The organism is Nocardioidaceae bacterium SCSIO 66511 (assembly GCA_023100825.1).
GTDB lineage: Bacteria > Actinomycetota > Actinomycetes > Propionibacteriales > Nocardioidaceae > Solicola.
In genome coordinates, this window is the sequence record CP095846.1 from 1,123,030 (window position 1) to 1,137,472 (window position 14,443).

Here is a 14,443-nt window from a genome sequence, read left to right on the forward strand (position 1 = left end):
GACAACCCTCGGGAGCGACTGCGCGTCGTACCATTCGGGGAGCACGACGCCTCGGGTCCGTGCTCCCTGCCAATGCCATCCTCCTGAGGAGTCCCATGCCCAAGAACCGCCTTGTCCTGGGCGCGGTGCCGGCCGCGCTCGCTCTCGCCGTCGGCGTCGTCGCGCCGGGCTCGTCCGCCGATGCTCCGCATCTGCCGAATGCGAGCATCAAGGCGTCTGACTACAAGGTCTCCTCGGGCGAGCAGTTCATCGTGAAGGGCAGGATCACCCTCGGGTACGGCCGCAACAAGATCCCGGCGCCGCCGTCGACGGTGCGGGTGCAGGCGAAGCTGCATGGCAAGTGGACGAATCTCACCGGCGCGAAGATCAAGAGCCGTAAGAACGGCAAGTACCGCCTCCGGGTGATGCTCGGTATGACGGGCAAGCGTCCGCTGCGCGTGCACGTGAAGACGCCGCAGTTCCGCAAGTGGGTCAACAGCCGCGTCATCAACGTGCGTGTGAGCTGACCCGCGACTACCGTCACGGGTCGTCGCTGCCGCGTGTAGATTGCTCGGCCTCGACGGGATGCGATGATCGGGTGAGGCGCCCGCCGCCGGATGGGCGCCACCGGCCGACGAGGTGCTCATGCCGCGATCCGAGACGCGTACGCGTAGCCGGCGGTGGCTCCTGGCAACGGGGGTCATACTCGTCCTCGTCGGTGTGGTCGGCCTCGGCTACGTGGGCTGGGAGTACATCGGCACGAACGTCGTCGCACGACAAGCCCAACAGGATCAGCTGGCCGACCTGAGGCAGCGTTGGAAGGCCGGCGACGTTGCCGCGGAGTCCGGCCAGGCAGGGGCGGTCCTTCGTATCCCACGGTTCGGTGCGGACTACGAGGTTCCGATCATCGAGGGCGTCTCCGACGACGACCTGTCTGCGGGCGTCGGCCACCAGCCGGGCACGGCGAAACCCGGGGAGCGGGGCAACTACGTTCTCGCCGGTCACCGCGTCACCCGAGGCGAGCCGTTCGCGGACTTTCCCGAGCTGCGCAAGGGCGACGTCATCGAGATCGAGACCCGCACGCTTACGTATGAGTATCGACTTCTGACCGGCGGAGACGAGCTCGAGGTCGACTTCTCCGAGGGTTGGGTGATGGAGGCGCACCCCGACGTCCCGGCGGTCGCAGGCCACCGCCGGTTGGTAACCCTCGTCACCTGTGCCGAGTTGTTCCACACCGATTCGCGGCTCGTCGCGTTCGGCTCGCTCGTCGACGCCAAGCCGACGACCGATCACTCGTCGCTAGGCGAGTAGTTCGTAGCCGTTGAGGTCGGCGTACGTGCCGTCGGCGAGTCGCTCTGACGCGTGGCGGATACCGACGAGCTCGAATCCGGCCTTGCGGGCGATGGCGTTGCTCGCGGCGTTCTCTGTGCCCGCGTACAGCTCGAGCCGGCGCCGCCCGATGCCGCCCTTGGCAATTGGTGTGAGCGCATAGTCGACGGCCAGCTGGGTCGCTTCGGTCATCAGCCCGCGTCCGCGTGCCGCCGGGTGCATCCAGTAGCCGATCTCGCCGCATATGTTGCGGTCGTCGATCCGCAGCACCGCGATGTTGCCGGCGAGTTCATCGCTGTCGATGTCCGCGACGCACCAAAGCGCCATCGTTCCGGTCGCCGCCGACCAGGCCGACGACGCGAGGTACGTACGCGCGGTCGCCTCGGTGTACGGCGAGGGAATCAGCGGCACCCAGTGTCGGGTCGTAGGGTCCGAGCACGCTTCGACGATGCGCGGGATGTCGCGCTCCTCGAACGGTCGGAGTCGAACCTTCGCCCCCTCGATGACCGGCGAGGACCACCACGGCGTACGCGGCTCACCGTTGTCGCCGCGCCGGATCGAACCTGTCCAGGCGTCGAGGGTTCGCTCTCGCTCGTAAAGGAGCCCGGGGGTGGTGCCGTGCAGCGTGAACCCCGTGGACCATGCCGTACGCAGCGAGGCGACGTTGCCGACGTGCGCTCGCCAGTGCACGATCTCAACGCCGTCGTGCTCGAACGCCCACTCGAGCGCTAGACGCAACGCGCGCACCATCAGACCGCGCCCGCGCGCCTCCGGGTGGAGGCCGAAGCCGACGTCGGCGACACCGACGCCGCGTATGTCGATATTGCCGCCGAAGCGCCGCGTCCGGTCGTCGGCGAGGTACTCGATCGCCCAGCCGCGGTGGTGGTGCCGCTCCCATCCGGGACCGACGATCTGGTCGATGAAATGCCGTGCGTTACCGGCGTCGTACGGTGTCGGGACGCTCGTCCAGCGGACGAAGTCCGGGTCCGTACACATCTCGACCATGGCCGGTACGTCGGACTCTTGATGGGCGCGTAGGGTCACGACGCCATCGGTCAGGACAGGCACGCAGTCGGGGTACGTCATGGGGCGATCGTTGCAGCGTCCGCCGTCGGCGGCAACGCAAATACTGTGCGCCGAAGCTCAGGTACGGACGTGCTGGTCGACGCGTACGGGGTGAGCGGGGTAGACGCCGAGGATCGTGATGTCGGTGGTGAAGAACGCCAGCTCCTCGAGTGCGAGCGCGAGCGGGCGGTCGTCGGGGTGTGCCTCGACGTCGGCGAGGAACTGCGTCGCGAAGAACAGGCCGCCGACCATGTAGCTCTCCAGCTTGGTCATGTTCACACCGTTGGTCGCGAACCCGCCCAGTGCCTTGTACAGTGCGGCCGGAACGTTGCGTACGTTGAACACGAAAGTCGTGACGGTCGGCCCGTTGCCCTGCGGCGCAGGACGCGGGTCGGCGCTGAGGATGATGAACCTGGTTGTGTTGTGGGCCTCGTCTTCGACGCGCGTACGCAAGGTCTGCAGGCCGTAGATCTCACCGGCGAGGGGAGTGGCCAGACACGCCTTGGTGGGGTCGCCCCACTCGGCGATCTCACGCGCCGAACCGGCCGTGTCACCGGCGATCATCGGAGCGAGACCGAGCTCGCGGATGACCTGCCGGCACTGACCCAGCGCATGCTGATGGCTGTAGACCGACTCGATCGTCTCCTCGGTGGCGCCGGGTACGGCGAGCAGATCGAAGTGGATGGGCAGGAAGTACTCGCCGATGATGTGCAGGCCGGACGTCGGAAGCGCATGGTGGATATCGGCGACCCGGCCCGCGCTGGAGTTGTCGATCGGAATCATCGCGAGCTCGGCCCGGCCCTCGCTCACGGCGGCGAACGCATCCTCGAACGACGCGCAGGCGAGCGGCTCCCAATCGGGGTAGACGTCGCGGCATGCGATGTCGGAGTTGGCGCCGGGCTCACCTTGGTACGCGATCACACTCACCGCCCCATCATCGCGTGACCTTCGTACGGCGCCCCCGCGGGTCCGGGTTCGGGCTGTGGGCGCGGTGCCTGCGGCGGATTCCCGAATCGTGATTCAGCGGCGTGGATTCCGCCCCTCGGTTTTGTATCCCTGCGTGATAGGTCCAATAGGTTTGTACCTCTCACGCAGGGATACAAAACCGTGCGGCCGCAAATTGTGGAAAACTCGTCCCGAAGCGGAGGAATGCCAGCGGCGCTTCAGCCGTCGCGGCGGGCACCGGCGGCAGGCGCGACGACGAAGGTCCGCGGCTCGGCGAACTCCGCATGAGCGAACATCGCCCGTACGCGCTCGGTCACGGCGTTGACCCGGTCGGCCGGTACGAGTGCGATCGCGCTGCCGCCGAAGCCGCCGCCGGTCATCCGGGCGCCGAGGGCTCCGGCCTCGAGGCTGGTGTCGACGGCGATGTCGAGCTCCGGGGCGCTGACCTCGAAGTCGTCGCGCAGCGAGGCATGCGAGGCGGTGAACAGCGTCGCCAACTGCGCCCATTGCCGCTCGCGGAGTGCACGTACGGCCGATCGAGTACGCGCGGTTTCGGTGATGACATGGCGTACGCGAGCCTTGACGACCGGATCGTCGATCTGCAGGACTGCGTCGAGTCCGGTGTCGGCGAGATGCTCGAGTCCTAGCTGTTCGGCGGCCGCGTCGCATTCGGCGCGGCGTTTCGCGTACTCGCCACCGGCGTGCGAATGCGACGCCTGGGTGTCGATGACGATCAGCTGCAGGCCGTCTGCAACCCAGTCGGCTGCGACCTGGTCGACCTTCGGCGGCGCGGATGCGGTGTCGATGAACAACGCGTGGCCCTCGGTCGCACACATGGAGGCGAGCTGATCCATCGACCCGCTGGGTACGCCGACGTAGTCGTTCTCCGCGCGCTGACACAGCAGCGCGATCTCGACCGGAGGAACCTCTACGGTGATCGACTCGAGTAGCGCGACGGCAACGGCGGACTCGATCGCTGCGGATGACGAAAGCCCTGCACCGGTTGGGACATCGGAGCTGATGACCACGTCGGCTCCGGGCAGCTCATACCCGGCTTCCCGCAGCGACCACACGACTCCCGCGACGTACGCGCCCCATCCGTCGACTTCCCCGACCGACACGTCGGTGCCGAACTCGATCGAGCGGTCCGCCAGATCGGACCACGCACGTACGCGGCCGTCGTCGCGTAGTCGTGCCTTCACCTCGGTGCGGCGATCGATCGCGATCGGCAATGCCGGTCCGCCGTTGTAGTCGAGATGCTCTCCGATCAGGTTGACCCTTCCGGGTGCCGACCACCGGCCGACCGTTGACGCGTCCATGCCGAACAGTCTCCACTACCCTATTGGCGTGGACACGGGTGGTTGTACGTGAGCGACGTTCTCCTCAACATCGGGCTGATCTTCTGTTTCATCGTGATCGGGGGCTTGTTCGCCGCTGCCGAGATCGCACTCGTGTCGCTGCGCGAGGGACAGGTGCGCACTCTCGCCGACAGGGGGAGGCGCGGTGCGGCCGTTGCACGCCTCGCCTCGGAGCCGAACCGGTTCCTGTCCGCGGTGCAGATCGGGGTGACGCTCGCCGGGTTCCTGTCAGCGGCGTTCGGCGGTGCGACGCTCGCCGACGACCTCGCGCCGACGTTCGTCGACTGGGGGATGAGCGAAGGTGTCGCCTCGACGGTCGCCCTGATCTTGATCACGATCGTCATCTCGTACTTCTCGATCGTGCTGAGCGAGCTGGTCGCGAAACGACTCGCGCTGCAGCGCACCGTCCCGGTTGCGCTCACCCTTGCACCGACGATCGACCGGATCGCGCGCATCTCCAAGCCGGTGATCTGGCTGCTCTCGGTCTCGACGAACGCCGTCGTACGCCTGCTGGGCGGGGACCCGTCCGCGGCGCGCGAGGAGATGACCGAGGAGGAGTTGCGGCTGCTCGTACGCAGCCAGACCAGCCTGTCCGACGAAGAGCGGCAGATCGTCGACGACGTGTTCTCCGCGGGAGACCGGCAGGTGCGCGAGGTGATGCTGCCACGCACCGAGGTCGACTTCATGGACGGCACAATGCCCGTCTACAAGGCGATCAAGTACGTGTCGCAGGAGGCGCACTCGCGCTACCCGGTGATCGGCGAGACACCTGACGACGTACTCGGTTTCATCCACGTACGCGATCTGATGGATCCCGACCTCGAGGGGCGTTCGGTACGCGTCGCTGAGCTCGCACGAGAGGTTCCGATGGTGCCGGGCACCCTGAACGTACTGGCCGCGATGAGCAGCATGCGCAGCCAGGGCGCGCACCTCGCCATCGTGATCGACGAGTACGGCGGCACCGACGGCATCGTCACCCTCGAGGACCTCGTCGAGGAGCTGATCGGCGACATTCGTGACGAGTACGACGCGGAGGAGCAGCCGACGGAGCGGCTGACCGGCGGCGACGTCGAGGTCGACGGACTGCTCAACCTCGACGACTTCGCCGACGAGACCGGCCTGCAGCTGCCGGAGGGGCCGTACGAGACCGCCGCCGGCTACGTACTCGCCGCGCTCGGGCGGGTACCCGTCGTCGGCGACGAATGCGAGGTCGAAGGCTACCGGCTGCGGGTCTCGGAGATGGACGGTCGCCGGGTCGCTCGTATCCACATCAGCCGCGCCTAGCTGTAGCCCGCATCACCTGGCGGGGGTCTCCTGCCAGGTCTCCCCGCCGTCGGCCGATGCGTACGCCCGCGCACTCGCTGTGGTGTACAGGTCGACATCACGTCCACCGCTGGGGACGGTCTGGAACAGGTGCGCCCCGTCAGCCCTGGCGCCCGGTAGACCGGCGTCGGCCGGGCGGGTCTTCGACCAGTCGGGGCCGGCACTGATCACCAGCCCACTCGGGGGATACGCCGGCGGCGCGTCGCCGTTCCAATCGACCTGGGTGAGGAGCGCTCCGTCGCTTCGGACGAATGCCCAGTCGACTATCGCCTTCGGAATCCGGCCATTGCCGCCGAGGGCGGGCAGGCGCTGCCATGTCGCCCCGTCGTCGCGTGAGACGTGTACCGCAACGAACGGAAAGAGCGTGGCACCATCTGCACCCTCGACGACGGCGATTGTGTCGGGCTCCGCCGAGTCGGCGACCATGAACATGCCGCCAGCCCGAGTGGGCAATTGATGCTGTCCCCACGTCTGTCCGCCGTCATCGGACCACACCGCGTGCCACACCGCAGAGTTGCCGTTGGTGTACGCGATCCCGACGAGTCGCCCATCTGGTTGTTCTACGAGTCCGTGCGTATTGGGAGGTGTATCGAGCGGGTGCTGGGTTGCCGCGTCGACGTCGATCGCGGCGTCGCTGTATTTCGGGACGAACTCGCCCTCGGCGACAGGGCCGACCCGCTTCGTCTTCTGTATCGGGGTGAGCTCGCCGTCCGCCGAGAGAATGAAGGGTTCGTTGTGCGGTTGAACGAGGAAGGTTTCGTTCGGCAATGTCGTGATCTGAGCGTATGCGTCGTACTTCTCGAACTCGACGTACTCGGTCGTCTCGAAATCGTCTTTGGTCACGGCGAGGACTGTTCGGCTCTGCCGGCAGTTCTTGTTGGAGCAGAGGTTCCACGCGGATGCGCGTACGTCCGGGTCGTCGTTGGAGACCGCCAAACTGTACAGCGTTGCGTCCGCGTGTTCGACGATCTGCTCCGGCTTCAGCTCCTTCAGCTTCAGCGACCGCGGGGGAGTCGGCGACGGTGCTGGCTCGGGACGATCGTCGGTACCGCGGTCGAGTCCGACGACGCCGAGTACGACGATCACTGCGGCGGCAAGCACGGCGGAGCCGACGACCCGCACCTGCGTACGTCGGCGACGGGTAGCACCGCGCCGGATCAAGGCGTCGATGTCGCTCGGGCGCGCCGCCTCGCGGGCGTGGCCGGAGATTCCGGGGTCGTCCAGGACCTTGTCGAGGTCAGGCATGCGGAGCCTCCTCTCGTTCGTCGAGTAGCTCGGCCAGGGCGGCGCGACCACGTCGCAGTCGCGACTTGACGGTGTTCGGCGACACACCGAGGTTGCGGGCGACCTCGTCGACGGGCAGATCGGCGAGGTGATGGAGCGCGATCGCCTCCCGCTGAGCCGCTGGAAGCCGCCGCAGGGCGTCGAGTACCGCGACGCGATCAGGTGAGAGCTCGGGTGCCGAGACCGGCGGTAGCTCGCGGAGCAGCAGTCGGCGACCGAGGGCACGCCTACGGTGGCGGGTGCGGCTCAGGTTGACCGCTGTCGTACGCAGCCACGCCTCCGGATTGTCGACCCGGACGAACCTGGTCGCGTGCGCAGCGGCGCGTACGAATGCCTCCTGTACGACATCCTCGGCCTCGCCGAGATCACCGCACACTGCGAACAGCTGACCCACCAGGCGCCGGTACGACGCGCTGTGCACGTCGCGTAGCCGGCGTTCGGCGTCGTCGTCCATGGCCCTCCTCGGGTTCTCATACTCAACGACCAGCAGTGCGGGCGCGAGGTTGCATCCGGGCGACGGGGCGGTGCTGGCAGAATGCGGCCATGCCCGCTGCCTCCCCTTCTCACCAGCGCCCGCGCGTCTTCTCCGGCATCCAGCCGACCGCCGATTCGTTCCATCTCGGCAACTACCTCGGAGCGCTGCGCCAGTGGATCGAGTTACAGGGCGAGTACGACGCGTACTACTGCATCGTCGACCTGCACGCGATCACCATCGAGCACGATCCCGAGGTGCTGCGCGAGCGTACGTACCGCTCGGCGGCGCAGTTGATCGCGCTCGGCATCGACGTCGAGCAGTCGACGTTGTTCGTGCAGAGCCACGCTCCCGAGCATGCGCAGCTCGCCTGGGTGCTCAGCTGCATCACCGGGTTCGGGGAGGCGAGCCGGATGACGCAGTTCAAGGACAAGTCCGCGAAAGGCGGCGCCGATCGCGCCACCGTCGGGTTGTTCACCTATCCGGTTCTCCAGGCCGCCGACATCCTGCTCTACAACGCCGACCGGGTACCCGTCGGGGAGGACCAGCGACAGCACATCGAGCTCACCCGCGACCTCGGCGGCAGGTTCAACCATCGGTTCGGCGATACGTTCGTACTGCCGGAGCCGCACATCCTGAAGGAGACCGCGAAGATCGTCGACCTGCAGGACCCGACGATCAAGATGAGCAAGTCGGCGTCGACGCCCGCCGGCATCGTCGACCTGCTCGAGGAGCCGAAGAAGGCCGCGAAGAAGCTCCGCTCGGCGGTCACCGACTCCGGCAGCGAGATCCGCTTCGACGAGGCGGAGAAGCCCGGGATATCGAACCTGCTCACCATCTACTCCACGTTCACGGGCCGCAGCATCGCCGATCTAGAGGCCGCGTACGCCGACAAGGGCTACGGCCATCTCAAGGTCGATCTCGCGGAGGTCGTGGTCGACGCGCTCACGCCGATCCGCGAGCGGACCAATGAGCTGCTCGACGATCGCGCCGAGCTCGAGCGACTGCTCGCGGCGGGCGCCGAGAAGGCGCGGGCGGTCGCCGCCGAGACGCTCGCAGAGGTCTACCGGCGCGTCGGGTTCGTACGCGCGTGAGGTTCGGCGCGTCGACGCTCCCGAGAGCACCGGGGCGCTAACGGGTGTCGTGCCGGGCGCGCTAGTCTCTGCTTTCATGCCGACCATCGGAGTGGCAATCGCGGTGCCCGACCCGTACGGAAGCGAGCTGCGCGCGCATCGTGCGGCCTTCGGCGACCCGCTCGCCGAGACCGTTCCGTCGCACGTCACGCTGCTTCCGCCGACGGAGGTCGAGCGAGACGAGATTCCCGACGTCGTCGAACGCCTCGAGCGGATCGCCTCGAAGCATTCGCCGTTCACGATGCGACTGCACGGCACGGGCACGTTCCGTCCGGTCTCGCCGGTCGTGTTCGTCACCGTGAGCGAAGGCATCTCGCCGACGGAGGTGCTCGCGTCGGCGGTACGCGACGAGCTGCTGCACGGCAAGCTGGAGTTCCCGTACCACCCCCACATCACCGTTGCCCACCACCTCGACGAGAACGCGCTCGACAACGCCTTCGAGGCCCTGCGCGACTACGAGTGCCGCTTCGATGTGACATCGTTCGCTCTGTACGTACACGATGGATCTGCCGGATGGACGCCGTCTCGGGTGTTCGACCTCGTCGGAGGAGCCGTACATGAGCGATACAGGAGTACGACGTGAGCAGGCCGAGCCGAAGCTGAGCGATCGGCTGAAGCAGCGCATCGCCGACGCGCGACGCCGGTGGCCGTTCTTCGACCATGTGCTCTCGATGAACGAGCACTATACGAAGGTCCACGGCAACCTGCTGTCCGGTGCCGCGACGTACTTCGGCTTCCTGTCGTTCTTCCCGATCCTGGCGCTCGCGTTCGCCGTCATCGGCGTCGTCGCCAAGCAGTACCCCGATGCACAGGACTCCCTGATCACGGCGATCGAGTCGGTCTTCCCCGGCGTCGTATCCGAGGAAGGCGGCAACGGGACGATCAGCCTGCAGCAGATCCAGAAGGCATCGGGAGCCGTTGGCCTGATCGGTGCCGTCACCTTGCTCTACTCCGGCCTCGGCTGGCTGTCGGGGCTGCGTGAAGGCCTGGTCGCGGCGCTCGAGGTGCCCGCATCGGAGAAGTACGGGTTCGTCCTCGGCAAACTGGTCGACCTGATGACCCTGGCCCTGATCGGCTTCGTGCTGGTCGTCTCGGTCGGCATCGCCGGATCCGCGACCGGGTTCGCCGACGACATCCTCGACTTCATCCCGCTCGGGCCGATCGGCGGCGCGGTCCTGTGGTGCGTGTCGGTCATTGTCGGCATCGCGGCGAGCACGGTGTTGTTCTTCGCGATCTACCGGTTGCTGCCGAACCCCGATCTGCCGCGCCGCGCACTCGTACACGGAGCGCTGCTCGCCGCGATCGGCTTCGAGATCCTGAAGTCGATCGTGGTGCCGCTGCTGGGCAGTCTCGGCGGGTCACCGTTCGCGGCGCTCGCTCTCGCCATCACCCTCGTCGTCTGGATCAACTACTTCTCCCGGCTCGCGGTCTACGGCGCCGCCTGGGCGTACACCGCGCCGGCGGCGGTGGAGCGCCAGCGCGCACGCGATCGGCAGCTGCACTCGCGTCCCGCGGCAACGATCGTCGACGAGCGCGGTCTCGACGATCCCGTGCTCGCGCGTACGACCGGCGAGCGACTGGTCGCGGCCGCCCGACCGGTGGCCGTACTCGGGCTCTTCGCGGTCGGCGTGCGCGAGCTGATCCGCCGCTCCGGCGACTAGTGCCCTGCGCGAAGATGGTCGGGTGACCGTCGAACTCCCATCGCGTGCCGATATCGAGTCGGCCGCCGTACGCCTGCTCGGCAAGGTACGACGTACGCCGCTTCTCGCGGTGCACGGCGATGAGCTCGGCGTTGCAGGGCGCGTACTGCTGAAGCTGGAGCTGACCCAGCACACCGGGTCGTTCAAGGCGAGGGGTGCACTCAACTCCGTGCTGACCCTGCCCGAAGGCACGAGCGGAGTCGTCGCTGCCTCCGGCGGCAACCACGGCGCGGCGCTCGCCTGGGCAGCCTCGCTCGGCGGGCTCGATGCGGACCTGTTCGTGCCCGCATCCTCGCCGGCCGAGAAGGTCGCTCGCGTACGCGGGTACGGTGCCACCGCCCATGTGGTCGAGGGCTACTACCCGGACGCGTTCGAGGCGTCAGTGGAATGGGCGGCCGAGCGGCCGGTCGAGTTCGTGCATGCGTACGACCGGTTCAGCACCGTCTGCGGCGCAGGGTCCGTCGGCCTCGAGATCGATGAGGAGGCACCCGACGCAGACCTGGTGCTCGTGGCCTGCGGCGGTGGAGGGCTGTACGCAGGCACGGCGCTTGCACTCCGCGAACGTACGCAAGTCGTACCCGTTGAGCCCGAGCGGTGCGCGAACCTGCATGCCGCGCAAGCATCCGGCGTACCCGTCGCCATCGACGTCGGCGGAGTTGCCGCCGACTCTCTGGGTGCGTCAACGATCGGCGCGTACGCGTTCGAGACGGCCGCCGCGCTCGACACCGCGCCGGCGCTGGTCGATGACCAGGCGATCACCGAGGCGAGACGATGGCTCTGGCAGCACTGCCGCATCCTCGCCGAGCCCGGCGCGGCGACACCGCTCGCCGCGCTGATGATCGGCGCGGCGACCGTACACCCCGGTGACACGGTGGTGGTCGTGATCAGCGGCGGCAACAACCCCGAGGTGCCGTAACGGGGCCGCTCCCGATTCGGTATCTATCGCGCACAGTTACAAACCTATTGGATCCAGTGCCCTGCCTTTGAAGTACCTTGACGTCTTTCGCCGCCCAGGCGGCGCCCCGCGGCGTCCTCGTCGTCGGAAATAGGACCGACTATGCCCGTCCTCCTCGTTCTTGCGGATGCATCCACCTGGACGACGCCTTCCGTAAAGCCACTTCAAACGCAGGACACAGGCGCGATAGATACAAAACGGCGCGCGCCCGATCAGACCTCGTCGCGCTCCGGGCCCTCGCCGCGCCGGAAGATCTTGTTGCCCAGCCACACGAGCGGATCGTACTTCCGGTCGACGACGCGCTCCTTCATCGGGATGATCGCGTTGTCGGTGATCTTGATCCCCTCGGGGCAGACCTCGGTACAGCATTTGGTGATGTTGCACATGCCGAGGCCGGCCGCGTCCTGCGCGAGGTTGCGCCGGTCGTTGGTGTCGAGCGGGTGCATGTCGAGCTCTGCGTAACGCAGAAAGAACCGTGGGCCGGCGTACGCCGGTTTGTTCTCCTCGTGGTCGCGTACGACGTGGCAGACGTCTTGGCACAAGAAGCATTCGATGCACTTGCGGAACTCCTGACCCCGCTCGACATCCTGCTGCATCATCCGTCGCTTGCCGTCGGCGTCGGGCGGCGCGGGCGCGAACGCCGGCACCTCACGCGCCTTCTCGTAGTTGAACGACACGTCGGTCACGAGGTCGCGGATCACCGGGAACGTACGCATCGGGGTGATCGTGATCGTCTCGTCGGGTTCGAAGTCGGACAACCGTGTCATGCACATCAGCCGCGGTCGACCGTTGATCTCGGCACTGCACGAGCCGCATTTGCCGGCCTTGCAGTTCCATCGGATCGCGAGGTCGCCGGCCTGGGTGGCTTGCAGCCGGTGCAGCGCGTCGAGTACGACCTCGCCCTCCTCGGCCTGTACGACGTAGTCACCCAGGTCGCCGCCGGAGGAGTCGCCGCGCCATACGCGCAGTTTCAGGTCATAGCTCATGCAGTTTCTCCCGTCGCGCTCATTCGAACAGTTCCTTCAGATCGTCGGGCATCACCGGCAGCGGCTGGCGCGCCAAATCGACGGACTCGCCGTCGTAGGTCAGTACGAGATTGATCTGGCCCCATTCGTCGGAGGCCATCGGGAAGTCCTCGCGCGTATGTCCGCCGCGCGACTCCTCGCGCTCCAGCGCGGCCTTCGCCACGCATTCGGACACGATCAGCATGTTGGCCAGGTCGATCGACAGATGCCAGCCCGGGTTGTACTGCCGATTGCCTTCGACGGACAGATGTTTGGCGCGGGCCTTCAGCTGCTCCAGCTCCGACAGCGAGCTCGTCAGCTCCTCGCGTTTGCGGATGATTCCGACGAGGCGATGCATGACGTCCTGCAGATCCTTCTGGATCGTGTACGGGTTCTCGCCACCTTCCTCGGCGAACGGGGCGAGTGCGTCGTCGGCGGCCGTTGTCGCCGCGGAGTCGGATACGGACACCCTACTGCTCGAGTGCTTGGTTGCGTTCTCCGCCGCACACTCGCCGGCACGCCGCCCGAACACGAGCAGATCCGAGAGCGAGTTGCCGCCGAGCCGGTTCGAGCCGTGCATGCCGCCGGAGACCTCGCCGGCCGCGTACAGGCCCTCGACCGAGCTCTGCTGCGTGTCCGGGTCGACCTCGACACCGCCCATCACGTAGTGGCAGGTCGGGCCGATCTCCATCGGCTCCTTGGTGATGTCGACGCCGGCCAGTTCCTTGAACTGGTGATACATCGACGGCAGTCGGCGACGGATGAACTCCGGGTCGCGGCGCGAGGCGATGTCGAGGTAGACCCCGCCGTGCTCGGTGCCTCTGCCCGCCTTGACCTCGGAGTTGATCGCGCGGGCAACCTCATCGCGCGGCAAGAGCTCGGGCGGGCGGCGGTTGTTCTTCTTGTCCTCGTACCAGCCGTCGGCCTCCTCAACGGAGTCGGCGGTCTCGGCCTTGAAGAAGTCGGGGATGTAGTTGAACATGAAGCGCTCGCCGTCGGAGTTCTTCAGGATGCCGCCGTCGCCGCGTACGGACTCGGTGACCAGCAGCCCGCGTACCGACATGGGCCACACCATGCCGGTCGGGTGGAACTGCACGAACTCCATGTTGATCAACGACGCTCCGGCCCGCATCGCGAGCGCATGGCCGTCGCCGGTGTACTCCCACGAGTTGCTGGTCACCTGGAACGAACGGCCGATGCCGCCGGTCGCGAGTACGACGCTCGGTGCGTTGAACACGACGAAGCGGCCGGTCTCACGCCAGTAGCCGACCGCACCCACGATGCGGTCATCGGCCTTGCACAGCTCCGTGACGGTGAACTCCATGAACACGTCGATGCCGAGCGCGACAGCACGTTGCTGCAGCGTACGGATCATCTCGAGGCCAGTACGGTCGCCGACGTGTGCGAGCCGGGCGTACCGGTGCCCACCGAAGTCGCGCTGGGAGATCAGACCGTCGGGCGTACGGTCGAACAGCGCGCCCCACTCCTCGAGCTCGAGTACGCGGTCGGGCGCTTCCTGTGCATGGACCTGTGCCATGCGCCAGTTGTTCAGCATCTTGCCGCCGCGCATAGTGTCGCGGAAGTGGACCTTCCAGTTGTCGTCGGGCCACAGGTTGCCCATCGCGGCGGCAGCGCCGCCCTCGGCCATGACGGTGTGCGCCTTGCCGAGCAGCGACTTGCACACGATCGCCACCTTGGCGCCGGCGTCGTGCGCGGCGATCGCGGCGCGCAGGCCGGCACCGCCCGCGCCGATGACGACGACGTCGTAGTCGTGGGTCTCGAATCCGTGCGACGAGGTCTCGGGCTCTGCGTCCATCCGGTTGCCGGTCATCGGATGTCTTGTTTCGTCGGCCATGCCTTGCGTGTGCTCCATGTCGTCAGGGGATGCGCGGCTCG

14 protein-coding genes are annotated in these 14,443 nt (G+C 67.2%); 7 read left to right on the forward strand and 7 right to left on the reverse strand.

The window, feature by feature from the left end; genetic code table 11:
* Positions 1–95: 95 nt before the first annotated feature.
* Complete coding sequence (locus MU582_05280; protein ID UPK76054.1) at positions 96–506, forward strand: hypothetical protein; 411 nt, start codon at positions 96–98, stop codon at positions 504–506.
* A 118-nt stretch (positions 507–624) separates the two neighbouring features.
* On the forward strand, positions 625–1,290 hold the full coding sequence (locus tag MU582_05285) for a class E sortase (GenBank protein UPK76055.1): 666 nt from the start codon (positions 625–627) through the stop codon (positions 1,288–1,290).
* Here MU582_05285 and MU582_05290 read toward each other — a convergent pair.
* The 3 genes from MU582_05290 to galK all read right to left on the reverse strand — a co-directional run bounded on the left by MU582_05290 (position 1,279) and on the right by galK (position 4,637).
* Entirely contained in the window at positions 1,279–2,394 is a 1,116-nt protein-coding gene (locus MU582_05290) for a GNAT family N-acetyltransferase (GenBank protein ID UPK76056.1), read from the reverse strand. The genes MU582_05285 and MU582_05290 overlap by 12 nt on opposite strands.
* Positions 2,395–2,451: 57 nt before the next feature.
* Positions 2,452–3,300, reverse strand: coding sequence for a prephenate dehydratase (locus MU582_05295; GenBank protein ID UPK76057.1), 849 nt, complete (start codon positions 3,298–3,300; stop codon positions 2,452–2,454).
* A gap of 236 nt (positions 3,301–3,536) precedes the next feature.
* Positions 3,537–4,637, reverse strand: a complete 1,101-nt coding sequence (gene galK / locus MU582_05300) for a galactokinase (GenBank protein UPK76058.1) — start codon at positions 4,635–4,637, stop codon at positions 3,537–3,539.
* A 48-nt stretch (positions 4,638–4,685) separates the two neighbouring features.
* On the opposite strand from galK, the gene MU582_05305 reads away from it, so the two are divergent.
* Entirely contained in the window at positions 4,686–5,960 is a 1,275-nt protein-coding gene (locus MU582_05305; GenBank protein ID UPK76059.1) for a hemolysin family protein, read from the forward strand.
* A 12-nt stretch (positions 5,961–5,972) separates the two neighbouring features.
* Here the strand turns inward: MU582_05305 and MU582_05310 are convergent, their stop codons facing one another.
* On the reverse strand, positions 5,973–7,244 hold the full coding sequence (locus MU582_05310) for a hypothetical protein (protein UPK76060.1): 1,272 nt from the start codon (positions 7,242–7,244) through the stop codon (positions 5,973–5,975).
* Complete coding sequence (locus MU582_05315; GenBank protein ID UPK76061.1) at positions 7,237–7,737, reverse strand: sigma-70 family RNA polymerase sigma factor; 501 nt, start codon at positions 7,735–7,737, stop codon at positions 7,237–7,239. Before MU582_05315 ends, MU582_05310 begins: the two co-directional genes overlap by 8 nt.
* Before the next feature lie 89 nt (positions 7,738–7,826).
* On the opposite strand from MU582_05315, the gene trpS reads away from it, so the two are divergent.
* The 4 genes from trpS to MU582_05335 all read left to right on the forward strand — a co-directional run bounded on the left by trpS (position 7,827) and on the right by MU582_05335 (position 11,504).
* Positions 7,827–8,849 carry a tryptophan--tRNA ligase gene (gene trpS, locus MU582_05320; GenBank protein UPK76062.1) on the forward strand — a complete coding sequence of 341 codons (1,023 nt, stop codon included), beginning with the start codon at positions 7,827–7,829 and terminating at the stop codon, positions 8,847–8,849.
* A gap of 76 nt (positions 8,850–8,925) precedes the next feature.
* Positions 8,926–9,471 (forward strand): 2'-5' RNA ligase family protein, encoded by a 546-nt coding sequence (locus tag MU582_05325; protein UPK76063.1) that lies wholly within the window; start codon positions 8,926–8,928, stop codon positions 9,469–9,471.
* The gene (locus MU582_05330) at positions 9,446–10,549 is read left to right on the forward strand and encodes a YihY/virulence factor BrkB family protein (GenBank protein UPK76064.1); all 1,104 of its coding nucleotides are present in this window, start codon (positions 9,446–9,448) and stop codon (positions 10,547–10,549) included. Before MU582_05325 ends, MU582_05330 begins: the two co-directional genes overlap by 26 nt.
* A 22-nt stretch (positions 10,550–10,571) precedes the next feature.
* A complete protein-coding gene (locus tag MU582_05335) occupies positions 10,572–11,504 on the forward strand; it encodes a serine/threonine dehydratase (GenBank protein ID UPK76065.1) in 933 nt (310 codons plus the stop codon).
* A gap of 251 nt (positions 11,505–11,755) precedes the next feature.
* Here MU582_05335 and MU582_05340 read toward each other — a convergent pair whose 3' ends face one another.
* Positions 11,756–12,529 carry a succinate dehydrogenase/fumarate reductase iron-sulfur subunit gene (locus MU582_05340; protein ID UPK76066.1) on the reverse strand — a complete coding sequence of 258 codons (774 nt, stop codon included), beginning with the start codon at positions 12,527–12,529 and terminating at the stop codon, positions 11,756–11,758.
* A 19-nt stretch (positions 12,530–12,548) separates the two neighbouring features.
* Positions 12,549–14,420, reverse strand: a complete 1,872-nt coding sequence (locus MU582_05345; GenBank protein ID UPK76067.1) for a fumarate reductase/succinate dehydrogenase flavoprotein subunit — start codon at positions 14,418–14,420, stop codon at positions 12,549–12,551.
* Positions 14,421–14,443 lie beyond the last annotated feature (23 nt).